This is a genomic window from Paenibacillus mangrovi, assembly GCF_022898935.1.
Classification (GTDB): domain Bacteria; phylum Bacillota; class Bacilli; order Paenibacillales; family Paenibacillaceae; genus Paenibacillus_AQ; species Paenibacillus_AQ mangrovi.
Genome location: NZ_JALIRP010000011.1, coordinates 111,832 through 137,529 on the forward strand (window position 1 = coordinate 111,832; position 25,698 = coordinate 137,529).

Annotated in this window: 14 protein-coding genes; 13 read left to right on the top strand and 1 reads right to left on the bottom strand. The window is 46.2% G+C overall.

Going from position 1 to position 25,698, the window contains the following annotated elements; all coding sequences use genetic code 11:
* Positions 1-117 precede the first annotated feature (117 nt).
* The 3 genes from desA to MUG84_RS22325 all read left to right on the top strand — a co-directional run bounded on the left by desA (position 118) and on the right by MUG84_RS22325 (position 2,980).
* Positions 118-1,176 (top strand): Delta(5) desaturase DesA, encoded by a 1,059-nt coding sequence (gene desA / locus MUG84_RS22315; RefSeq protein ID WP_244729084.1) that lies wholly within the window; start codon positions 118-120, stop codon positions 1,174-1,176.
* A 65-nt stretch (positions 1,177-1,241) separates the two neighbouring features.
* Positions 1,242-2,384, top strand: coding sequence for a sensor histidine kinase (locus tag MUG84_RS22320; protein WP_244729087.1), 1,143 nt, complete (start codon positions 1,242-1,244; stop codon positions 2,382-2,384).
* Positions 2,381-2,980 (top strand): response regulator transcription factor, encoded by a 600-nt coding sequence (locus MUG84_RS22325; RefSeq protein ID WP_244729089.1) that lies wholly within the window; start codon positions 2,381-2,383, stop codon positions 2,978-2,980. Before MUG84_RS22320 ends, MUG84_RS22325 begins: the two co-directional genes overlap by 4 nt.
* Before the next feature lie 79 nt (positions 2,981-3,059).
* Here the strand turns inward: MUG84_RS22325 and MUG84_RS22330 are convergent, their stop codons facing one another.
* On the bottom strand, positions 3,060-5,393 hold the full coding sequence (locus tag MUG84_RS22330; RefSeq protein ID WP_244729091.1) for an AraC family transcriptional regulator: 2,334 nt from the start codon (positions 5,391-5,393) through the stop codon (positions 3,060-3,062).
* Between the two features lie 284 nt (positions 5,394-5,677).
* On the opposite strand from MUG84_RS22330, the gene MUG84_RS22335 reads away from it, so the two are divergent.
* The 10 genes from MUG84_RS22335 to MUG84_RS22380 all read left to right on the top strand — a co-directional run bounded on the left by MUG84_RS22335 (position 5,678) and on the right by MUG84_RS22380 (position 25,631).
* Entirely contained in the window at positions 5,678-6,580 is a 903-nt protein-coding gene (locus MUG84_RS22335; RefSeq protein WP_244729093.1) for an ABC transporter permease, read from the top strand.
* 11 nt (positions 6,581-6,591) lie between these two features.
* Positions 6,592-7,470 carry a carbohydrate ABC transporter permease gene (locus MUG84_RS22340; protein ID WP_244729095.1) on the top strand — a complete coding sequence of 293 codons (879 nt, stop codon included), beginning with the start codon at positions 6,592-6,594 and terminating at the stop codon, positions 7,468-7,470.
* A gap of 102 nt (positions 7,471-7,572) precedes the next feature.
* The gene (locus MUG84_RS22345) at positions 7,573-9,168 is read left to right on the top strand and encodes an extracellular solute-binding protein (RefSeq protein WP_244729098.1); all 1,596 of its coding nucleotides are present in this window, start codon (positions 7,573-7,575) and stop codon (positions 9,166-9,168) included.
* 195 nt (positions 9,169-9,363) lie between these two features.
* Positions 9,364-12,903 carry a LamG domain-containing protein gene (locus MUG84_RS22350; RefSeq protein WP_244729100.1) on the top strand — a complete coding sequence of 1,180 codons (3,540 nt, stop codon included), beginning with the start codon at positions 9,364-9,366 and terminating at the stop codon, positions 12,901-12,903.
* 261 nt (positions 12,904-13,164) lie between these two features.
* Positions 13,165-14,745, top strand: a complete 1,581-nt coding sequence (locus MUG84_RS22355; protein ID WP_244729102.1) for a glycoside hydrolase family 43 protein — start codon at positions 13,165-13,167, stop codon at positions 14,743-14,745.
* 294 nt (positions 14,746-15,039) lie between these two features.
* Positions 15,040-16,824 (top strand): hypothetical protein, encoded by a 1,785-nt coding sequence (locus MUG84_RS22360; RefSeq protein WP_244729104.1) that lies wholly within the window; start codon positions 15,040-15,042, stop codon positions 16,822-16,824.
* Positions 16,824-17,897 (top strand): beta-galactosidase BglB, encoded by a 1,074-nt coding sequence (gene bglB / locus MUG84_RS22365; protein WP_244729106.1) that lies wholly within the window; start codon positions 16,824-16,826, stop codon positions 17,895-17,897. Before MUG84_RS22360 ends, bglB begins: the two co-directional genes overlap by 1 nt.
* Positions 17,898-17,924: 27 nt before the next feature.
* Complete coding sequence (locus MUG84_RS22370; RefSeq protein WP_244729109.1) at positions 17,925-19,856, top strand: hypothetical protein; 1,932 nt, start codon at positions 17,925-17,927, stop codon at positions 19,854-19,856.
* Positions 19,857-20,204: 348 nt separating this feature from the next.
* Complete coding sequence (locus MUG84_RS22375; protein ID WP_244729111.1) at positions 20,205-24,077, top strand: DUF4855 domain-containing protein; 3,873 nt, start codon at positions 20,205-20,207, stop codon at positions 24,075-24,077.
* Between the two features lie 213 nt (positions 24,078-24,290).
* Positions 24,291-25,631, top strand: coding sequence for an ABC transporter substrate-binding protein (locus tag MUG84_RS22380; RefSeq protein WP_244729114.1), 1,341 nt, complete (start codon positions 24,291-24,293; stop codon positions 25,629-25,631).
* Positions 25,632-25,698: the final 67 nt, after the last annotated feature.

Sequence of the window (25,698 nt, forward strand, 5' to 3'; positions counted from 1 at the left end):
TCCCTACCTGATGTTCATGACTACCCGGGCAACAGGTTGTTTCCTATACTGAGAATAGAAGACGTTCATGGATATGCCGTGGCGGTTTCCATGCATCCACTCAGGGAGGAAGACATAATGACGACGGAATCGAAAGTAAAGAATTTAAGAAGAGAGATGACTCCCTTTGAAAAAAGCAATACGAAGTCGAGCATCTGGCAGATCGTATCAACGATTGGCCCAGTGTTATTACTCTGGTACTCCGCATATTTAAGCTTGTCTGTATCGTATTGGATTACCCTTCCCATTCTGATTATTGCATCGGGGTTCGTGATCCGGACGTTCATCATATTCCACGACTGCTGTCATTACTCATTCTTTCAGAACCGGCTGGCGAATGAAATCCTGGGTAACATTACGGGTGTCCTCACGCTGGTTCCGTATCAGCAGTGGAAGAACACGCATTCCATTCATCATGCTACTAGCAGCAACCTGGATAAACGAGGTATCGGCGATATGTGGGTGATGACGGTGAACGAATATGCCGCTGCACCTTTTATGCGTCGCATGGCTTACCGTTTCTATCGCAATCCTGTGGTCATGCTTGGTCTTGGACCGATTTTCGTGTTTGTGCTGTCATACCGTTTTAACCGCAAAGGAGCGAAGCGGAAGGAACGCCTCAACACTTATGTGATGAATGCTTCGATCGCAATCCTGTATGCATTGCTCTGCTGGGCTGTTGGATGGCAGGCATTTATGATGATTCAGCTTCCCATTATATTCGTTTCCGGGATGCTCGGAATCTGGTTATTCTATGTACAGCATCAGTTTGAGGATTCTTATTTCGAAAATGAAGAAGAATGGAGCTACGTGAAGGCGGCGGTGGAAGGAAGCTCGTATTATAAGCTGCCAAAATTGTTACAATGGTTAACAGGTAACATTGGCTTTCATCATGTTCATCATCTGAGCCCGAAGGTTCCTAATTACAACCTGGAGAAGGCGCATAATTCAACGCCGCCGCTGCAGAAGGCCACGACGATTACGCTGCTTACGAGCTTGGTTTCTTTGAAATTTCGTCTGTGGGACGAGCAGAACAAGGCTTTCATTAGCTTCAAGCAGTTCAAAAGTTCCATTCAAAAAGCTAAACACGAAACGAAACCCATGCCAAGCCCAAGGGCAAGCATACAAGGGGAATAACCTCCCGTCACCGATTATGATAAAATAAACGTAACCTATCGATAGCATGCCATGGAGGAACCGCCTTGCAGAAATGGTATCAAATTTTCCACAGGAGCACTGGACTTAGTCCCTATGTGTGGGTCGTCTTTTATATTCTCCCTTTTTATTTCATTTTTCGATCTTCGTCAATGGTTCATGCGGTGTTTGGCGTTCTGATGATTCTGGCCTTTTTTGGATGCTATGTGCTGTCCTTTGTCTCTAAGGGCTGGATGGTGTACTTTTGGACATCCATTCAGATGCTGATCTCGATCGCGATGACGCTGCTTTTCGGTTACGTATATTTCGCGCTCTTCGTCGCGTTCTTTATCGGCAATATCCATCATCGGGTTGGATTTGTGGTACTGTATACCCTTCATCTTGTCACGACGATCGCAACGATTAACTATGGCTACGTTACAAAAGATCCTGTTATGATTGCGCAAATCCCGTTTGTGCTGATCAGTCTCATAGCAGTGATTCTGCTGCCCGTTACCACATACTACCGGAACAAGCGGGAAAAACTTGAGATACAGCTGGAGGACGCTAACAAACGGATTTCCGAGCTGGTGAAGCTGGAGGAACGTCAGAGAATCGCCCGTGATCTGCATGATACGCTGGGACAGAAGCTTTCCCTTATCGGGCTAAAGAGTGATTTGGCCGGCAGATTAATGAGGACTAACCCGGCCCAGGCGGAGGCCGAGATCAACGATGTGCGTCAAACGGCCAGAAACGCTCTCAATGAGGTGCGGGATATGGTTACGAAAATGCGCGGCACGCGCCTGGAGGATGAGATGTTCCGCATCAAACAGATCCTGAAGGCAGCGGAGATTGAATTCATGCTGACGGGAGACCCGATTCTAAGCAACACATCGCTTCTGGTAGAAAATGTGCTCAGCATGTGTTTGAAGGAAGCGGTAACGAACGTGGTCAAGCACAGCAATGCTACGGTCTGCTCGATCATCATCGATTCGTCAACAACGGAGCTGACGATTCAAATTATAGATAATGGAATTGGTATGGGAGGGGATTCGCTTCTGGTCAGAGGGAGCGGACTGCGCGGAATGAAAGAACGGCTGGAATTCGTGAACGGCAGCATGGAGGTGGCTTCGAACCAAGACCCTGGAACGAAGATTATCATAAAAGTGCCGAACATCGTGAAACACCCGAATAAGGAGGTGGTACTGTGATTCGAATTGTAATCGCTGAAGACCAGCGGATGGTGCTTGGCGCGCTTGCTTCGCTGGTTAATTTGGAAGAGGATATGCAGGTCGTGGGCCAAGCAAGCAACGGTGAGGATGCCGTGAAGCTGGTTCGCCAGTTGAAGCCGGATATTTGTATTATGGATATTGAGATGCCAGGGAAGAGCGGACTTGAGGCTGCCGAGGAGCTGAAGGGCAGCGGCTGCAAAGTGATGATCCTGACGACTTTTGCGCGGTTCGGATATTTCGAACGGGCTATTAAAGCCGGAGCGAATGGATATTTGCTGAAGGACAGCCCTAGTGAGGAATTGGCGGAATCCATACGGAGTATCATGGCAGGAAGGCGAATCTATGCTTCGGAGCTGGTAGATGATGCCTCTGGAGAGGAAAATCCGCTGACCCAGCGGGAGAAGGACGTCATCGGACTGATCGCGGATGGGAGAAACACGAAGGAAATTGCCAGTCAATTGCATATCACGCAAGGTACCGTGAGGAACTACATTTCCGTCATTCTCGATAAACTCCAAGTCACGAACCGGGTGGAAGCAATTACGCGTTTTAAAGAGAAGGGCTGGTTCAAATGACTGTAAAATTTGCAAAAAACCGTTAAGTACAACAATCCATGTACTTGACGGTTTTTTTGCTAAACATCCACTTTTACAATCATTCGGACGGGCCTTTTTGGTTTGCACGGAAATCTCCCGGCGTGGTACTGGTCGCCTTTTTAAAAACCCGGATCAGCTGGGGGGCGTTTGAATATCCTACCGCATTAGAAATCTGAGCTATATTCAGCTCTGTGTTTAGAAGCAGGTGCTTCGCTTTCTCAACTCGATAATTCGTAACGTACTGGATAAATGTGATTCCTACGCGATTTTTAAACAACTCACTGAGATACGACGTACTAACACCGCATTCGTCTGCAATCTTTTGCAAAGACAGGTCTTGAGCATATCTGTTCTCAATGATCTGAAACATTTTGCCTTCAATATCCTCTTTCTGTCTTTTATTCATCTTCTCGATCAATTGCGGCAAAGAATCGGCAAAAACCTGAAACATCCAATCCGACATCTCGTTCCGGTTGTTCAAGCGCATAAATTCATCATATAACCTCCTGCTGTCCATCATATCGCGTTCATTACCGAATATTCGAATGGCGGAAACAAGAAGCTGCAAGCAAAATGTTTTCATTTGGCTAAAAGGGATATTCTGCGCTTGCAGATCTTCATGAAATTGATTCAGAGCCTCCCTGGCTCCTTGCTTGTCTCCCGAACGTATTTGCCTGAAAAGCCGATCTTCCCAAATTACTGGATAATGAGCAATAACGGCTTCTTCGCGAATAGTCCCACCCGGTAAAATGACTTCATTGCCGTCGCCAAGCCAGTGCCGTTGCAGAGTCAGCCCTGCTTCGTTATAGGCGTCCGGCAACTCCTGGAGGGAATATGCCTTCCGACCGACCGATAACGTGACGGAGTGCTTCAATATTTTCAGAATCGTTTGCCTTAACGTTTCAGCGGCATCCTGCAAATTCCGTTCCGTAAAGCTTTCAGGTAAATTCAGGATCGCAACGGCGTGTCTCGGAATAAGGACGGTCTCGATAGGAATTATTTCGCTTAGAAGCTCTTGAGCGATATTGGCAGCTGCGAATAAGAAAAGCGGTTCGTCCCTTTCCTTAAACGGGCATCCGGATTTAACAGCATCCATCTCGATAATAAATACTGAATAATGGGGATGAGTGAAAGAACTCGGCAGTTGTGGCTGATGTTCCGCCTCCCCATCCGCTCCATCTTCGATTTGCCCTAGCAAGAGGGAGTGTAAATAGTTGTTACGCATTACCGCGTTTTGTTCGAGATGCTTTTGCTTGTAATCGTGGTTTTCCTCCATCAGCTTCGCAATTCGTTGTTCAATCTGATCGATCTTCAGATCAAAGGATCGGCTTGCCGTTGATTCTTCAGAGCTGTTATCGCCATTGCTTCGATTTAATAGCTTCACAATGTGGCGTACCCCATTTTGAATTCTTTGAAAGCTGAGATAGGAGGTAATTAACGCAAGCAAAGAAAAAACGATTGTGGTAATAATAATGATGCTCTTCAAGGATTGGACGCTTTTATTTGGAGTGTCGGCAGGAACCATTAAGGCATATGTCCAATGATTTTTATCCGAGTGACTGTAGGTAACGAACGAATCTGGGTTGCGAATCCGAATAGTGGATGACGTTTTGTCGTTGTCATTCCATAAAGAGGTTATGCTTTTTATATTTTCCTCGCTAAGATCCTTATAAGCACCGGTCGCCGTAATTAGTTGGTTATTCTCATTGAAGATCATTAAAGCTTCATCTGAGTCTAACGGGAAGTTTCCAAGAAGCTGGCGTAAATAAGACTCTTTAATATTTATAATCAGTACGGCTTTCATTTCGTTATTAAGATAAGGAAGGATACGGATGTACGAAACGGTTTTTCCGGGCGGACTGTCTGCGAATTTGACGATAGGACGGGGAGCGATCCAAAAGCTTTTCTTTCCGGTCGCCGCAGTCCTCTTAACTTCGTTCAGCCAGTTGGTATCCGGAAATGCAGAACTGTTGAAGGAAGCTACTCCGCTTTGATAAATAACCGTATCTTGGGCTACATGGTATAAATAGATGGAATCTACGGATTTTAATAAAAAAGCAAAGTTGGACAGATCATTGATTAAAGTGACCGTCAAAGGAAGAGAACCGATCGAAGGGCTGGCTCCTATATTAAGTAGTTCCGTTACGTTCGTTTGCAAGGAAAACTGATTAGAGAACTCCTCGATTTGATTGGTTAGCAGATCCATTTGGTCCTTCATCTGAATGATCGAATGCTGGGAGGAACGCTCCACTTCTTCCTCTACAATTCGGGAGCCTATCCAATACAGAATAGTGCCGAAAAACAGTATAGGAATCAAGGATAGCAATAAAATAATCGCAAGCCACTGCCGACCGGCCCATTGCTTCCAATGTGATAATTGCGATAGACTCATGTATCTTCCTCTTTCGGCTTATCAGCCATTCCTGATATTTAAAATTAATACTAACTCCGAGACCGTATAGTGTCAACGCTTACATTCACTGGAAGCCTGATAATGGCGGGCTCCGAAAAATTGATAATCGCATTAAAATCCTTGGAGGGCTTCTAGCCCTCCTTTTTGTCATTAGCGGAGCATCTATATGTGGAATGGAGGTAAACCGAATTATTGGTAATTGCATTAAAATCGCGTTCAACGTTACATTTAATCCAGATTCTACAGACAAAAGGAGGGAGAAAATGAGCCAACTATTGAAATCATACAAATCACACAGGGCATTAATTCTAATGTTCCTTCCAGGCTTCTTGCTATTTATTCTGTTTCGTTATGTACCTATTTATGGGATTCTGATCGCGTTTAAAAACTACAGAATCCTAGAAGGTGTGTGGTCCAGTCCATGGGCAGGCTTGGAAAACTTCCATCGCTTAGTTAGCGGTCCCGGTTTCTTGAAAGCGCTTCGAAATACGGGGATCATTGCGGTTCTGAAATACGTATTCGTCTTTCCAGCGCCAATAGTATTGGCGATCCTATTGAATGAGGTACGCAAATCCTGGTTTAAGCGCACCATCCAGACCGTTACTTACTTGCCACACTTCTTCTCTTGGGTCATTTTGGCGAGTGTGCTCTTCACCTTTTTAAGTACAGACGGTGCCTTGAATCAGGTAGTAAAAATGTTGGGCTTCGAATCCATCAATTGGGTATCGGATCCAAACAAATTCTATGGACTGGTCGTACTGACGGATATTTGGGCAACCGTAGGCTGGAGCTCCATCATATACTTTGCCGCCTTATCAGGCATTGACCCTACGTTGTATGAAGCCGGCATTGTAGATGGTGCCAGCCGATGGCAACAAATCAGGCACATCACGATTCCTTCCCTCATGCCTACCATCATTACGATGTTGCTGCTAAGCATAGGGAACTTCCTGAATGTCGGCTTTGATCAAATCTACAACTTGACTACAGCGCCCACAATGGAAGTAGCGGATATTCTTGATACCTATGTGCTTCGGAGACTACTTTCCATGGATTATGAACTGGGGACGGCTGCAGGATTGTTCTCCTCGATCGTCGGGTTAATATTAGTCATCTCCGCCAACCGATTGGTGAAGCTGTATGACAAAGATCAAGGGTTATGGTAGGAGGTACGGACATGAATCACAGAACAGTTGGAGAGAAAATATTCGATGTGTTTAATGTATGCTTTCTATTATTGCTTGCGTTAAGTACGATCTATCCCTTTATGAATGTATTGACCTATTCTTTGAGTACGCCTCATGCGGCCAATTTGCCGGGATTGCATTTTTTTCCGAAGGAAGTCACCTTCAATTCCTATATGAAAGTGCTTAGTAACATGGAGGTGTACAGGGCATTCGGCAATACGATGCTCAGAACGTTCGTAGGCGTAATCCTTCTAGTGTTATTGACCGCAATGACGGCTTATCCGTTGTCGGTTCGAACCTTTCCGCATCGTAAACAGATTACTTTCCTGATGGTGTTCAGCCTCATGTTCTATGGGGGATTGATTCCGACCTATCTCTTAGTTAAGAACTTAGGCATGATCGATACTATATGGGCGTTGGTATTGCCTCCCGCAGTATCGGGGTTCAATGTCATCGTCATGCGCAACTTCATGCAATCGATTCATCCGGAGCTCATCGAATCGGCCAAGATGGATGGGGCTAATGAGTTTATCGTGTTTATTCGGATCGTTCTTCCATTGTCGGCGCCGGTGATAGCCGTTGTCGGTTTATGGGCGGCCGTCTTTCATTGGAATGCCTGGTTTGACGCTATGATCTATACTTCAGGCCCTCGCCATGAAGTGCTCCAGTTGTTTTTGCGCAGGACGGTACTGGATGAGAGTAATTCATTCCTTCTATCGATCGATCCGGCTAGAGAGTTGAACTTATATACGCCTGTCACGTTGAAATCGGCAACGATCATGATTATTACTTTACCGATATTGCTGGTCTATCCGTTCCTTCAGCGCTTCTTCGTTAAAGGCATTATGCTTGGCTCGGTTAAAGGTTAAATTGATCATGCCGAGCGGACTCGCGGTTATTATGTGGATGTCCACTATACATGTGGGATCCTTCATAATATATAAATTTTACAAATAAAAGGAGGGCTACAAATGAAATTCAGAGAGTACCGCAAAGCAGTTCTAGTAACACTCGGTGCCTTACTTACCACTTCTGTCGCGGCGGGCTGTTCCCAGTCAGCTGAGAAGCCGGCGACATCGACTCAAGGCAGCGCGCAGTCAGCGGCACCGACTCAAAGCGCGCAGCCTTCTACCGAGAAACCGATTGAAATCAGCTGGATGGTTCCGCAATTGACGGAGGAGAACTCCTACGGCCAGAAATTGATCGAGGAGAAGTACAACGTAAAAATCAAACCGTACCTTATTGCTTATGCGGATTATGCTCAGAAGCAGCAAATTACGCTCGGAGGAGGCGAAATACCTGATGTTATGATGGTATTGGACCCAGTAAGCTTGCAAAAGTTCGCATCCCAGGGACTGCTAGCCGAGGTACCGGTGGATACGATTGCCCAGAATATGCCTAAGTACAAAGAAACTCTGGATAAAGATGTAAAGCAAGGTTGGTATTATTCGTTGTATGATGGAAAAAATTACGGGATTCCGACGTTCTACCCGGGCGGAAGATTCAATGCCAAAGCGGAGTGGAGAACGGATTTACTGAAGAAAGCAGGCATCGATAAAATTCCTGCCACAATTGATGAGATGACTACCGCTTTCGAAGCGCTGAAGAAGATTGGAGTATACGGATTATCCTCCGGTGCGCCGAACAATGCTTGGTTCGCATTATTTAAGCAAATTTTCCCTGCTTACGGCACCGTTCCGCCGCAATGGACGTTGAAGGACGGAAAAGTCGTCAATGGAGCCGTTCAGCCGGAAGCCAAAGCCGCATTAACTCAATTGGCGAACTGGTACAAGAAGGGTTATATTGATCCGGACTTCGTAACGGGCAAAGAATACAGAGAGAAGTTTATTGCCGGCAAGCTCGCTTATTATGATTACGGCGGCCTTCTGGATTTGGATGAAACCAATGCAAGCTCCATGATCAGTTTGGCCAAGCAGACGAACCCGGAATCGAAGATCGAATTTGCTCCATTGCCTCAAGGACCGGGAGGTCAAGGAGACTGGGCTTGGGGAGCGGCCGGCAATATTATCGCGTTCGGCAAGCAGCTGGAAGATGATCCCGAGAAGATGAAAAAGGTTATGGAGATCATCGAAGCGACGGACATGACTGAGCAAGGGTTCCAGGAGCTTGCTCTCGGTAAACAAGGCGAACACTGGGATTACAAAGACGCGGCCAAAATGGAAGCTGGCGGAGCTAAACTGTTGCCACCGTACGATAATGTGGATAAACGTTTAGGAATAGGCCTTGGAGACGGAGGTTCTTTTAATCCATTCACCCGCCAGTTTGCTGCGGAAATTACCGATAAATGGAATACCGAAATGATTGAAATAGCCCAAAAGTATAACATGCCAAAGGTTGACTTGTTCGGGAAACCGGACGTATTGCCTTCTTCAGGGAAATATTGGGCGGATTTAGTTAAGCTTAAAAATGAAACATATATTTCGATCATTACGGGAGCAAAGCCAGTATCTGATTTTGACGTGTTCGTGAAGCAATGGAATGAACTAGGCGGCGCGCAATTAGAGAAAGAAGCTAATGAAATGTATACACAAGTGAATAAGAAGTAACCTGGTAAAGTTTTATTGGGTCTACAACAAAGGGAATCGTTATGGTAATAATGGATTCCCTTTACGTTTTTACAATCTATAAAGCGCTTAATTTATTTTGGGGAAGGAGGAAAATCGTATTTAATATTCACTGCTAGATCGTTCTCAAGATTACAACTTGGTCAGTCAAATAAATATTGATTGGGAGGTAAGAGGATGTTTATTGGAAGAGGTAGTAAGTTAAAGAAATTGGTCATGGTTTTGATGTGCCTAAGTTTGATTTTATCGGCAGCCATTGTCATACCGGGTCCTGTTGTGAGAGCGGATACAAAAGCGACTTACTATGTCGATCCAGTAAACGGCCAGGATACGAATGATGGTATGTCAACGACTACCGCATTCCGTACGATTGAGCATGCTCGCGACGTTGTGCGTACGATCAATGCCAACATGACTGACGATATTGAAGTGAAACTTAGAGGCGGAACCTACACGCTAAATTCCACCTTGAACTTCACGGATGCAGACTCGGGAACGAATGGGTTCAACATTATTTATTCCGCCTATAACGGCGAGAAGCCGGTGATTAGCGGAGGCAAGCAGATTACGGGATGGACCTTATACGATGCCAGCAAAAATATTTACACTGCCTATGCAGGTGGAGACATTGAAACGAGGCAACTATTCGTCAATGGAAATAGGGCAACAAGAGCAAGGAGCACGGGGGCGCCTTCACCACTGACCTTCGTTAAAGCATCGGGCTATACGGCAACGGGCAATGTATTAGCAAATAGCACGATTCCCATGCATAACTGGGGAAACAAGAGTGACATCGAGTTTGTATATAAAAATCAATGGACTGCGCCAAGAATTGGTGTCAGCACGATTACGAATAACGGAACCACAACTACATTCACGATGAAGCAGCCCGGTTGGGGATTTGTAACCAATAAAGGGGGAACTTCAGTTGGCGGAACCTTTAATTCAAACGGAATTCCTTGGTACATTGAGAATGCTTACGAGCTGCTTGATGCAGAAGGGGAATGGTATCTGGACAGAGCAACGGACTATTTTTATTATAAACCAAGATCTGGAGAGAATCTTTCAACAGCTTCGGTTATTGTACCCACTTTGGAAGAATTAGTAAGAATTCAAGGCTCTGATCTTGATCATAAGGCTAGCAACATCCAATTCAAAGGCGTTACTTTTTCGTATGCAACTTATCTAAGAGTGAATGGAGATCGCGGATTACCGGATGCTCAGAACAACGTACTAAGGGATGACCTAGGTGAAACCATCATTAACGCTGCAATCAATTTGAAATACGCCCATTCCATTAAGTTTGAACGAGACATATTCGAGCACCTTGGCGGTACCGGACTGAACATGTATACCGGATCTCAGGACAATCTGGTAGTAGGAACGGTATTTACGGATATCTCAGGCAATGGTATACAGGTTGGGGATTATACAGGACTGTATAACGTAGGTTCTGAAAACTACGCTCAGTCCACAGATCCTCGTGTGATGCTTCGAAATAATGATATAAATAATAGCTACTTTTACAAAATTGGTGCTGAGTATTTCGCTTCAACAGCCATAGCAGCCAGCTTACCTCAGGATATGGATATCACGCATAATGAAATAGGCAATGTTCCTTATTCAGGTATCCATGTGGGCTGGGGATGGGGGACTACTCCTACCACGGTTCATGAAAGATCAAACATCCAGTACAACTATATACACGATGATATGGCATTGTTAGCAGATGGTGGAGCGATTTATACCAATGGCTCAACCAATGGCAGTTCCACAAACAAGGGAATGATCTCAAACAACTATATTCAGAATGAGTGGAACACAAACGGAGCCTTGTATCCTGATGAAGGCAGCAGTTGGTACGATATAACAGACAATGTTGTTAACAACTCGTCCAGATATCTTCTCATTTGGAAAAACACGATCCATGACATTGATGTAAATAACACGTATACAACAACTTCAAACAATACGAATGCTGGAACCAATACCAAAGTTACCAACACCACTGTCGTCTCAAACGGGAATTGGCCGCCTGCTGCTCTTGCGATCATGGATCGGGCAGGAATTGAAGCCGGATATCAGGATATCATTCCGCTAAAAAAATTATTCAGTATCACAGAGCCTGCTCCGATAACAGTGGACATCGGAACGGCAAAGACAGCGGCAGCTCTTGGATTGCCCGAGAAAGTAGGACTGGTTACCGATGTGGAAAATGTGGATGCCAGCGTGACTTGGGATTTAAATAGTGCAAGCTACGATCCAACTGCCGCGACGGAGCAGAACTTTACGGTAACAGGAGAAATAACGCTGCCTACGAGAGTCATAAACCCGAACAACGTGTCATTGTCAACAAGCGTTAGCGTAACTGTAAAGAAGATCGACTTAGCAGCCCACTGGAAGTTCGATGAAGGCTCCGGTACAGTCACCTCCGATTCATCAGGCAATAGTAAAACGGGTACATTGAACGGAGGAACTGCGTGGGTATCAGGTCAAGTAGGCAACGCTCTTTCCTTCAATGGCACCAACTCCTTCGTTGATATACCTGATGCATTAAACCCAACAGCATATACGGTTTCCTTATGGGTAAAACCAGAGGCGGCAACAGCGCAGAATATATGGGTAAGAACGGATTCTTCTGGTGCATCCAGATCATTTTCACATCAATTGCGAATTAATTCGAGCGGTAAGTTTGAAGCCTACATGTATGATGGAGCGCTAAAAACTGTGACCGGTACAACCACTGTTCAGGCTGGGACATGGTACCATATTGCGCTGTCTGCAAAAAATAATGGACAGATGAAGCTGTATGTCAACGGTCAATCCGAGGGTACGCCTGCAAGTATAAACAAGATGTGGACAGGAGGAACAAGGTATTGGCTTGCTTCTAACAGCGGAGGCGGATTTGGATGGTTTAAAGGTTTAGCCGATGATGTCAAGCTGTACAACTATGTGCTAAGCGACTACCATATATTACTTAATTCTGACATTCAGCCACCAACGACAAAGGACAATGCGCCAAGCGGCTGGGTCAATCAAGACACCACAGTAACCTTAAGCGCAAGCGATAACGGATCGGGTGTAGCCAATACCTACTACACGGTAGACGATGGCGCCGTGCAAGAGGGAGACACGGTGGTGTTGTCGGAAGAAGGCGTTCATCAGCTTGTATATTGGAGCGTGGACAAGGCAGGCAACGTGGAACAGACGCATACCGTTACCGTTAGCATCGACAAGACAGCACCGGAGATCGCGGTGACCGTTCCGGGGGACAACAGCATCTATGAAGATTCCGGGGATTTGACGCCTCAGATTACATTGACGGATAACTTGTCGGGTGTAGACAGCAGCAAGACGACGGTGACGCTCGATACGTATTCTTATCAAATCGGAACGGCGATCCCGCTTTATACGCTGCCGCTTGGGCAGCATACGCTTGTTGTATCCTCCAGCGACTTGGTCGGCAACCAGGTAAGCAAGACCGTTCAGTTTACGACGGTGGCCAGCATCGATTCTTTAAAGGCATTGGTGAAACGCTTTGCAAATAACAATGGGATCGATGATGCCGATATTACCAAAAGTCTGCTGGGAAAATTGGCAAACAACGATCTGAAAGGCTTTATGAATGATGTAAAGGCTCAAAGCGGGAAGCATATATCAAGCGAAGCGGCAAAATATTTGCTGCGAGACGCTCAATATGTACTGACACAAAAGTAGAGCGATTCAAGTGTTTGAAACCAAGAGAATAAACGCAGATGACATCATTTTAGCGAATTTTAGGATGAAAAATACAAGGCCTTTATTTAAACCACAATGCGACTCATCATCGTGTTGTGGCTTTTCTTTTTGTCAATGGAACTGAATATTGATAATGCCTTTTATTGGCCTAACGAATAATTGGTAATTGCAAAAAAATGAGATTTGACGCTACATTTAATCCAGATTCAACAAATATTAGGATTGATGAGGGATGAAGCGATGAGATACATACAAAATCCTATCCTAAAAGGATTTAACCCGGATCCGTCCATTCTGAGAGTAGGCAGCGATTATTATATAGCGACTTCGACTTTCGAGTGGTTTCCGGGCGTACAAATTCACCATTCCAGGGATATGGTCAATTGGAAGCTAACCGCGCATCCATTAAAACGAATATCACAACTGGATATGAAAGGGACTCAGAGCTCCGGAGGGGTATGGGCTCCATGCTTGAGCTATGATAACGGAATCTTTTATCTCATTTACACGAATGTGAAAACCGATAATGGCGCATACAAAGACACGCATAATTATCTCGTGACGACGAATGACATTACTGGAGAATGGTCTGAACCCGTTTATTTGAACAGTACGGGCTTTGATCCGTCCCTTTTTCATGATGAAGATGGGCGAAAATGGCTGGTGAATATGGTGTTCGACCATCGTAAAGGGAAAAACCGTTTTGGCGGTATCCTGCTTCAAGAATATTCCGTAAAGGAGAAACGATTGGTAGGCCCTGTTCGGAATATATTCAAAGGCACCTCGATTGGATTTACGGAAGGTGCTCATTTGTACAAGCGGAACGGATATTATTACCTGCTTACGGCAGAAGGCGGTACGGGGTTGAATCATGCTGTAACGATGGCGCGTTCCCGATCTCTAACCGGACCGTATGAGGTTGATCCGCAAAATCCGATCCTGACTTCTCAATTTAACCCTCGGTTGGAGCTGCAAAAGGCCGGTCACGGTGATCTAGTGGAAACTCCTGAAGGGGAATGGTATATGGTGCATTTATGCGGAAGACCAATCCCGAATAGCGGAAGGTGTACTTTGGGCCGGGAGACCTCGATTCAGAAAATGGTTTGGACGGAAGACCATTGGCTGAGGCTAGAAGCTGGAGGAAGTGAGCCCCAAGTACTTGTAGCTGCACCTGAACTCCCTGAGCATGTGTGGGAATCTGAACCGAATAGAGACGATTTTGATCATGATGTCTTAAACCTTCACTTTCAAACCTTACGGATCCCACTTGGGGAGGAAACCTTGTCATTGAAAGATCGCCCCGGATATTTGCGATTGAAGGGCAAGGAATCTTTAAGCTCTAAGCATCATCAGGCTTTAGTGGCACGGCGCCAGCAGTCTTTTAAGTATACAGCCTCAGTAGGTCTGGAATTTGAACCGGAATCCTATCGACAGGCTGCAGGACTGATTTGCCTATATGATATTCAAAATTACTTCTATTTGTACGTTTCTCACGATGAGGAACAAGGAAAGTGCCTTGGGATTCTGCATAGCGATAACAACTTGCTCGTAAATCCGCTCAATCAAGAATTAAGCATTGAAGGGTGGAAGCGCTGCTTTTTGCAGGTTAGAGTGGATTACAATAGGCTTCAGTTTTATTATTCGAAGGATGAAAAAGAATGGACCACTATTGGTCCTGTTATGGATGCCAGCAAGCTGTCGGATGAATACTGCAGCGAGGGACGGTATACCGGAGCTTTTGTAGGGATGTGCTGCCAAGATCTTTCGGGTAAAAACGGGTATGCGGATTTCGATTATTTCGAATATACGGAAAGAGATTGAGTCTAGTTACCGAAAAATTGATAATCACTTCGCAATCTGCGGGAGGGCATAAAGCCCTCCTTTTTCTTAAGATTATAGAATTTATAAGTTTTCAGCGAAGCTGAACAATTCTATAATCGCAAGAAAAACTACATCTTAACGCGGTCTGTCTTCTGTGAAAGTACGTCGATAGACGTTTTTCTTATGCAGTGTCTAAGACGAATTATTGGTAATTGCAATAAAATCGCGTACGGATCTAAATTAAAGCTAGACTCAATGAAAAGAAATAACAGGATTGGATCGGAGGATCTAAGCATGAATTTGCATACGGAACGGGTTTGGCGGGAGATGTGGGAGCAGTACGGCTGCAAGCTCAGGGTGGAGGAGGGTCTTGTGAATCTAGGAAAGCCGGGACATACGGCTGAAGGCTCCCAAGTTCAAGAAGCGCACGACGGGCGGTCAACCGCTGCGTATTATGCATTTGGTACTGCACTGGGAGTGCTGGAAGAGACGCAAGGATTGCAAATCCTCGAGTCGCTTGCAGAATTACAGATCACAGACAAGATGAGTCCACATTATGGAGCCTTTCGTTGGTACCGGGAAGAAACACGAGTCAACGACTCGAATGCAGCCTTCTTTATTCTAATGCCATTGGTTGTGCTGCGGCTTTACTTGGAAGAACAAGTGCCCGTGACTCATCGGGAGCTTCTGGATCGAATGCTGGATCACGGTGCAGTCTGGTTCGAGCATGAGTTAAAGGAGCCGATCTTGTATTATTCGAATAAAATCGTGAGCGATGGCGCGCTGTTGTTGGCTATTTCGAAAATTCGCAGCTTGCCGCATCACTATCAAGCAGGCATAGCCTTCTTCGAGCGATGGCTGGAATATACGTTTCGCCGAGGCTGGGGCTGGGGCGAGAACATCAGCTTAATCTATATTCAGATCATCATGAATGCGCTTCGAATTGCAAGTGTTTCCTTGTATGCTGAGAACCTTGGGTTGCAGGAGAGGATTCGAACGGTGATGGAGGGACTGGTGGATTATGTTCGATTTCATGAGGGGTATGAGTTTGTGCCCGCCATCCGTAGCTATAATGATCAAGGCGAGCTGCACCCGAGCAGCTTGATGTGGAGGGTAGCTGGGATGGAAACCAGCCCATCCATCGAAGCGGAGACTGGAGGTAGTCTATGGAATGGTTTGTCTTATCTGTTATTTGAAGAGGATCTCCAGAAGGAAAAGCCTGACTCGAAGCTGCCGATCCAGCGGAGTCGATCTGAACGGATCATGGATTCGAGCTATGCATATACATGGGTTGGTGTAACGGGAAGGATTGGTAGCGTGAACCGATTCCCGGTCATCGCAGGATCCTATCAATGGCCGACCTGGGGCTTAGCTTGGCAATCGTATCCGGTATCTCTTGCGGTAGAAGGGCATCAGGTCTCCTACCTGCGCTGGTATGCGCATAACGGTGAAAGCGTCAGGACCCATCCGGCAGACTACCAGAAGGCGTATTTAGGACCGGCACTGTTTCAGGAATCGTGGTATCCGGATACCCAGCTCAGGTCGGTTCAGGAGAACCAAGCTGTATTGGTTGTGCGCAGCATGAGCCGTATTCATAACGAAGCAAGCGAGCTTGCCGATGAGTGGATCGTGAATCGCTGGACAGGCGAACTGCGGACAGTATTAGGAGCAGATGGCCGAGAATGGACGATCCTGCAATATCCGCAGTCGGCAGTGCTGATAGCGCCGCTGCTCGCCATTGCATACGGTGATCTTGCTCGCCAAGTGCCTACGATTCATCCCGTTATGGACGGCGATACGCTTAGATTAAGGCAAGTGCTTTATGCTGGAGAATTAAAGCTGCTGCAGCAGCCGAGGCTGGAGTCCGGCTGGGCAATTTATTATGCGGACGGCATAAGCAGCTTAAGTGAAGCAACAGCTCTCGCAGCTAGATTGCGTCTTGTAGAGGCTTCTTATAAAGATGGAGAGGTTCCTCGAGAAACCTATATGGAAATTAGATGTGCAACGTTGTTCGAAGGAGACAGGAAGCTGGCAGAGTTCATCCTTGATCCCCATAAAATAGAAAGCGGTGAAGACTAATGAATGAAACGATTGATCTTTACAAGACAGAGGCTCACGCCATAATCGATAGAGTAATCGGACAGCTCAAGCATTTAAAGGGCGGCGCTGTAGAAGAAACTTGCCCGATCGGTATTATTTCCATGGAGAACTGGGAGTGGCCGCAGGGTGTGGGTCTGTTCTCCCTCTACTTATACTATCGAAAGACAACCAAACAGGATATAAAGCAGTATTTAATCGATTGGTTTGACAGAAGAATTGCAGAGGGCCTTCCTTCCAAGAACGTGAACACGATGTGTCCGATGCTGACGCTAAGCTTCCTTGCCGAGGAAACCGGGCGAGAGGATTACATGGCGCTGTGCCGGGAATGGGCTGAGTATGCGGTGATGGAGATGCCAAGAACGGAGGAAGGTGGCATTCAGCACGTCGTTTCAGGCCAATTAAACGAAGGCGAGTTGTGGGACGACACGCTATATATGACTGTGCTGTTCGTTTGTCGGATGGGTCTGTTGCTTAAAGAGGAAAGCTACATTGATGAAAGCATTTATCAGTTCCTGCTTCATATCAAATATTTAACGGACCGCCGTACGGGATTGTTGTTCCACGGTTGGACCTTTAACGGCTGTCATCACTTCGCTGAAGCTTTGTGGGCTCGCGGCAATTCTTGGTACACGGCAGGTCTCGTAGATTACTTGGAAATGATAGAGCTTCCTATGCCGGTGAAGCGGCTGCTTCTATCCGCATTGGAGCAGCAAGCATCCAAGCTTGCAGAATTGCAGGCGGTCGATGGCATGTGGCATACGCTGCTGGATGATCCGAACTCTTACACAGAGACGTCCGCAACCGCAGCTTTCGCCTATGGCATTTTAAAGGCAGTGCGAAAAGGTTATTTGTCTGAATCATATCGAGAGGTCGGTATGAAAGCGTATAACGCAGTCGTATCAAAGATCGATGAGGGCGGCGTCGTACATGGTGTATCTTATGGCACCGGAATGGGCCGTACGCTACAAGCATATCGCGACATTCCGATCTGTCCGATGCCATACGGCCAATCGATGACGCTGCTTATGCTGATTGAAGGATTGGAGCACTAGAGCAAACGTCGAAAGGGATTATTTACCATGGGAAAGCCGTTTTACGATTTACAGGAACAGAAGGAGAGAGCCGATCATATTCTTAGGCTGCTCGTTCGTTATCATTTGCAGGATTTTGATGCGAATGGAAATTATTGCGGCCCGGATAACATTACGGGCTTACGGGAGCGGTTGTGGTTTGCCTATTCGTTCCTGGCCGAGGGGTCGAAGGAAGCTTGCCTTACAGGGAACAACATTATTGAAGCCTGCCGCTATGACTTCTGCCATTTTTCCCCGAAGATCGCCATACAAATTGTTATTAAATACGATGAACGGCTGACGGACGGGGCAAGGAACAAACTATATGGCTACCTTGAGGACACGATCGAGGAGAGCGCTTCGGATGAAATGGACTTTGTCGGGGTTAACGATAATTTCCCTTGTATGAGCACTTTCATCGCGCTGATCGGAGGAAAGCTGTTGTCACGCCCGCATCTCATGGAGATCGGGGCAAAGCGCCTAAAGCAATTGAAGGGGGTGCTAATTCGGCGAGGTTTTGTCAGTGAATTCAACAGTCCTACGTATACAGGGATTCAATTGGAAGCCTTGGCTGAGCTAGCTAATCATGTGGAGGATGAGGAACTGAGGAGGATTGCTCTGCAATGCGAGGAACGCTTATGGGCCGATCAATTGACTCGCTTGCATCTCACTACCTCTCAAGTAGCAGGACCCTACTCTCGTGCGTACACGGCTGATTCCATCGGACATACTCAGCATTTTGCAATATATGCGGTCCTTGGCGATCTGCTTCCCGTTAACCCTCTCAATACGCTGTTTAGTACTCGAGATGCTGAGCCAGGGTATGTGATTCATCATAACATGGCGTTTCTACATGTGAGTGTAGCAAGCATGATGAATACGATTTACCATTGTCCGGAAGAGCTGGTTCATCATGCGTTGAACAAGACCTATCCCTACGAAGTTTCTGGTACAGCGGAATTTTCATCCTCTTCGGATGAACACTCTTGGGAATCTCCTAAGGACCCGTTATTAGCGGAGGATATGGTGGAATATCCGGCGGGAGTTGGCTCCAATACCACTTATATGACGGAGAATTATGCGCTAGGTACCTCCACTCATGAGTTCCATAACGGGGTGCAGACCGATTCCTTTCATCTACTGTTACGTCGTGATCCCCGTAAAAAAACGTCTTTTCGCAATTCTCGGGCAATATATACCAAGTATGTTATTAACGATAAGAAGCCGGGTCAGTCGAACGATTATGAGCGGATGTCGATTACCTCGCCCGATAATTCCCTGTGGGATGAGGGACGGAAGCTGGCTTTCCAGCATAAGCAGACGGCCATGGTTCTCTACAAGCCTAAGCGGTTTGGCCGATTGCAGGTGACAAGCCTGAAACTATCTATCCTTATTCCATGTCAATACAGCGAACCGGACGGCATTTGGCTGGGAGAACGGCGACTTGAAGAGTTAACTGGAGAAAGCTTGGAGCCATGTCCGGTATTCGTCAAAGACGGAGCTGTCTATATGGCGTTCCATCCACTCTTGTTGACGAACCATGGCCGGCGTGCCGCTGTGAAGGTGGAGCGGGTGAACGGTTTTCTGATGCTATCGTTTTACAATTACGAAGGAGAGGCAAGAGACTTCGACCCGAAGACGTTTGTACTGACTGGCAACGGATTCGTTGTTCAGGTTTCCAGCGAGCAGGAGGCGGGTGGATTTGAAGCGTTTCGTGTTGCATCCAGTAAAGCACGAATTCTTGATGAGACTCACTCTAGTGCACATTCCCGGCGCACGGTCCTTCGAAGAACAACTTTTGAGCTGGAAGGCGCAAAGCTGTCCTGTGAATACAGTCCGATAAGCGAAGGGATCAGGTACATAGAGGTGAACGGGCGAATACCTGCTAATGAAAAGCTTGCCATTACCGGTTATGATGTGAGTCGGCTGCCATTCATCTAATCGACCTGCGAATTTATAACGTAAGTAAATGAAAAACGAGGGTGATGCTGTTTAATCACATTTAATAAAGCTTCTCATTAGTGAAAATCTAATGGGAGGCTTTTTTTCCTATTGTTCAAAAATGAGCTGATTTTCGTATTGACACTTCATCTGGATGAAGCTACAATAAAACCGCAAATTGGAAGGAGAATTTCTCCAATGTTATTTTGAGTGGAGGTGATTACTATTCCTTTTTAGTATCACAACTTAGATATGAAAGCGCTAACATTTATTTTTATCCGAACATGCAAGTGAAAGAAACTGCTTAAATGTCCCACCAAATTCTGAATTTGAAAGGGGAATATTTCATTGCGATTCAGATCAAAGAATATTTGTACGCTGTTGCTGGCCATTGTGCTGACGGTTTCTCTGGCTGTTCCGACGACTTTGGCAGCATATTTTCCTAAGGATGATCCTAAATCGAACCATGCCTCGAATATTGCATTAATCTATACCGGGTACTACAATCCCGATAATTATGATGGAAAGCATATAGGAGATTACAGTAAGGAGCAGTTCTTGCCATATGTAGGTTATTTGAATAAGCAGGGTAAAGCAGAGGATTATTTCTTTGATACCTTCCTGATGCTGACCACTCAATCCCCCTATAAGGGAAGTTTGGGGCGTTATTACGATTGGGTGCCTAATAGCAAGCCAGGTACATTAGTCGATTGGAAATGGGCTATGGACCGGATGTTTGAAAAGGGACTGCAGCTGGACGGATTGGAGGCGGCTGTCGAGCAAGTCGGCAGCGATTTGAAAGACTCTGCTAAAAAGGTCAATGTGTATCTCACATTGCCATTCCCTGATCCTCAAAGTAAAGACTTTGGAGACTTTAACGGTGACGGAAAAGCAAAGAATCTGGAGAGTCTGGAGACCCGCAAGGAGCTGATTGCCTGGTACATCGATACGATGACGGAAAGATTCAACAATCAGCAGTATAAACATTTGAACTTAAGCGGCTTCTACTGGTTGCAGGAAGACCTGGATACGGAAGTTCCGGGAGAGCCTGAGAGCGTGCGCTATGCTGCGGATTATCTGCATCAGAAAGGAATGCGCTTGGGATGGATTCCTTGGTTTGGTGCCGGTGAGAAGGCTAATGGAAACCGGCTTGGGTTTGATTTTTCACTGATTCAACCGAATCATTATTTTGAAGAAAACACAACGATCAAGAGAGTCGGGGAAACCGCGGATCTTGCTAATGCCAACGGAGCTGGCGTGGAAATGGAATTCGATCAAAGAGCTTTGGAGGCTCCGCGATATCGGCAAGCGCTCTACAATTATTTGATTACAGGCGTCAAGAAGCAATTTATGAAAGATTCGATTATCGCATACTACCAGGATGTATATGCCATCTATGATTTTTACCACAGCAAGAGTCCGGCAGCACAGCAGATGTACCAGGATATCTATAAGTTCGCCAAGGGTGAGTTTGAGGCTCCAACGGGCGGTTTTGCAGGAGTAGTCAAAGATATCGAAGGAAATCCTCTCGCAGGAGCTACCATTACAGACGAATCTGGCCAGTCGGTAACGACGGATGCGAACGGACAATTCCAGCTGACAGGTTTATTCGCGACACCGAACCAATTCGTGGTCGAAAAGAGCGGAGTCGGCCGCCGGGAAGTGACTGTGGATATTGCTGCGGATCAAACGATATATCGCGATGTTGTGCTTCAAAGTGTTACTGGGGGAGAGGTTGACAAAACCTATACGCTGGCAGACTTCGAAGGGGGCATGATCTATGGAACAAATAACGGAAATTACACGAAGCGTTCCATGGAGACCGATCCAACCTACGTTCGTGAAGGCCAGCAATCGCTGAAGTTAGACTTTAAAGCCTACAAGGAGAGCTGGGTTGGAGCTTACATCGATTCTGATTTTCCTGATTTTTGGAAAGAGCCTCCGGAGGAAACCTATCCGGCGTATACACTCAAAGACTGGAGCACCTATGATAGCGTATCCATGGCGGTATACAATCCTTCAGCCAAACCCCAGGAGCTCAAGGTCATTTATATGCCTGAATATAATTGGGGTTCATCCCTTTCCAAGTACATTATGGTTCCATCAGGACAGTGGACGAATATTGAACAGTCCATTGTAGAATTGGAGCAAGCAAACAAGAACACCAAGAACATGATACGCGTCGCTTTGGTGCGTGATCAGAAAGCGGAAGACGCAACGTTCTATATCGATGACTTCAAGTTGATTAAGTACAAAGACTTGAAGCTGGCACAAGATTATACCGTAACGCTACCATCGATCGCCACGGTGGATGTAGGAGCTACGGTGTCTCCAGTCGTTATTAATCGAGCGGAAAAGGACAACGAAGGAAAACCGGTAACCGTACCTGCCGTATTTTCAAGCTCAAATCCTGATGTCATAAAGGTCACATCGGATGGAAAGTTGAAAGCACTACAGCCAGGCAAAGCCGTCATTCGTGCTCATGTGGGGAATATCGAGGCTGAATCCAAAGCTGTCGAGGTTTCTCCTTGGAAATTCAATCAAATCACAGGTGGAAATTCAATGATTGCCATCGATCAGGAAAAAACACTGAGGCTGAGCAGCTCCTTCGAAAATGGTTATCTCATTCCTACGGACCAAGCCGTCTATAAGTGGGAGATCAAGGGTGATGCGGTTCAATTCCAAAACCAAACCCAGAATATGCTCAAGATCAAAGGCGTGAAGGACGGAAAGGCCACCGTTAAAGTTACCATGACCTATAATGGCAAATCGCAATCCTTTGAGCAAAAAGTGCAGGTAGGCAATCCGAAGCCTGTGGACCTGACTCCATTGAAAGATGCGATTACTGCAGCCGAAAAGCTTGTCCAGCAGGCAGATGATAAGTACCAGACTGCTAAGAAGACGCTGTCTGAGGCGATCGAAGCAGCGAAATCGGTGCTTGCTACAGCTGGCATCAGCCAAGAAGAAGTGCAGCAGATGACAGAGAAGTTGAATGAAGCCATTCGTGTGTTCAAGGAGGCAACGAAAGGCCAGAATCCAGGAGGCTCGAACCCGGGTTCGGATACGGGAGGCTTCACCGGAACGCCATCTAATCCTTCGGTGCCAATAACCCCGCCGGTTTCTGGAAATGTAATTCTTGACCAGAAGGCGCTGAGCACAGCCAAAGACGGGAAAGTGACTGTATCGTTTAAGGATGAGCAAACCGGTGTTCAAATTCCGTACTCATTGCTAGACCAGATGAAGGATCTCATTCTCACGGTTAATGGGAAGGGGATCTCACTGGAGATCAAGGGCAGCGAGCTAGTTGGCATTTCACAGCAAAAGGGATTGACAGCTGGGGATCAGCTTATTGTGGATCTACGTAAGCAGACAGCTGGTCAAGAGTCCAACCTGCAAAGCAATTTGCAGCGGTTCGGTTCCTATATCGTGAACAGCGCCTACACCGCGACACTTCAAGCCATAGTAAAAGGAACCGCGATAACCATCTCGCAAATCGGTTCGCCAGTGGTCCTTACCATCTCGGCAGACTCGGCAGGTTACGATAACATAACGAACGTATATACCCTGGATTCAAGTGAAAATCCGGTCTATGTCAAGGCGAAAAAGGATGGCATGAAGTATCGGGTGGAATCAAAGCAATTAGGCACGATGTTCATCGCTCAATACAAGCATTCCTTCTCAGATGTACCGAGCAGCCATTGGGCAGCGAATGAGATTTCATTCTTAAGTGCGAAGCAGATCGTGCAAGGGGTAAGCCAGGACGCCTTTAAACCAAACCAGGCGGTAACGCGCGCGGAATTCGCTTCATTACTCGCACGAGTGTTTGAACCGGAATCCAAGGGGGGAGAAACATCCTTTAGTGATATCAAGGCGGATGCTTGGTATGCAGAGGCTGTATCGGCCTTGATTCAAGCAGGAATCATCAACGGAAAGACCGAAGCGACATTTGCTCCAAACGATGTGATTCAACGTGAGGAGATGATTGCCATGGTGATGAGAGCGGTTCATCAATCTGGTTATGCCGGACAGGGAACGACTCCGTTTACAAGCTATAGCGATCAAGCCGCAATTAGTGATTGGGCGGTTTCGGATGTGAAGGCAGCGACCGAACACGGACTGATTAAAGGTGGCGGAGATGGATCATTCCAGCCATCAAGAGCGGTAAGCAGAGCGGAGAGCGTGGCGGTTATTGTAAGGCTGACGCAGGTGATTCCCTTTTAAAATTGTGTTTCAGATATGGATAATTGGAAACATATGAAATAAAAAAAATAATAATCCCTCGGGCGGCCTGAGTCCGCCTGAGAGGAAAAAGAAGAAATCTCCATTTACTTGGGAAAGCGCTTTCCAAGGTAGGGTTAGGTTTAGACACATAACAAGCTTTACCCTAACTAGCTGTAAGCTGTGCAGAAACCAAAGTTGAAAGGATGAACTTCTTTGAAAAAAAGCAGAGGTAAAAAATCACTGATTTTATTCACATCTTTGATGCTGGTAGCTTCAATGGGGTTAAGTGCATGTTCTTCAAAGGAGAAGGATGCCGCAAGTTCTAGTGGAAGTGGAGATGCTCCAAAAAAAGAAACGGTAGAAATTCAGTTCTGGAACCCATTCGAGACGGACCGTTCCAAAAAGGTTGAGAAGATCGCCGAAGAATTTAATGCGAGCCAAAACGAAATTAAGGTCAAGGTATTAGGTAACCAGGATGATCAAAAACAGCTCACGGCTATTTCCGGTGGAGCAGCACCTGATATCGTGATCACGTACTGGAACAAAGTCGGCCCTTGGGCTGAAGCGGGTGCAGTTTTAAACCTAGATGAAATGATTAAGAGGGACAACTTCGATACTTCGCAAATCATTCCGGCTGCGCTGGATCGCATGAAGGTCGGTGATAAGATTTATGGATTCCCGATTTCAATGAGTATGGCCAATAAGCTGTTTTACAACAAAAAGATGTTTGCAGACGCCGGAATTACAGCGCCGCCTGAAACGTTGGAACAAATGTTTGAGGACGCCAAGAAATTGACGGAAAAAGATGGTTCAGGAAACATCACTCAAATCGGCTTTATTCCGGATTATCCGTGGATTGATAACGTATTCTGGCCAATCATTTTCGGCGGCTCATGGGATGACGGCAACGGAAAGCTGACAGCTAATCAAAAAGCGAACGTCGATTCAATCGCTTACCAAGCATCTTATTATAAGGAATTCGGCAACGAAGGAATTGCCAAGTTCAAATCCGGTATGGGCAAGATGGAAACACCGCAGGATCCGATTTTGACAGGCAAGCTGGGCATGATGATTGGTTGGGAAAACTGGTATATCGATAATCGTGGCGAGAATGGAGAAATTGGAGTCGCGCCATTCCCTTATCCTGAAGCGCAGCCGGAGCTGAAAAACGCAGGTATGGTGAGCCCTGTCGCGATGTTTATTCCTGCGAAAGGAAAACATCCGGAAGAAGCGTGGAAATTTATGCAGTATTTGCTCAGCGAGGACGTTCAAATTGAATACGCCATTGCGCATGGCTCGATTCCGATACTGACCAAAGCGCTGGATAATCCGAAGCTGACTGGAAATGAAAAGATGAAAACTTTGAAGGATTTCTTGGAAAGTGCGAAGAGCCCGAACCTCAAGGGATTCCCGAACAGCATTTATATTGATGAGTACCTGCAGTCTCTAAATGAAGAAACTGAAAAAGCGCTGCTCGGTAAAATCTCCCCTCAAGAAGCAATGGACACGGTTGTACAGAAAATGCAGCCTATTGCAGATAAAGATAAAAAATAAAATAAGAAGTAATGTAGAACAGCAGAGCCTAAAAATTCTGCTGTTCCGCGTAATGGGATTAGGAGGG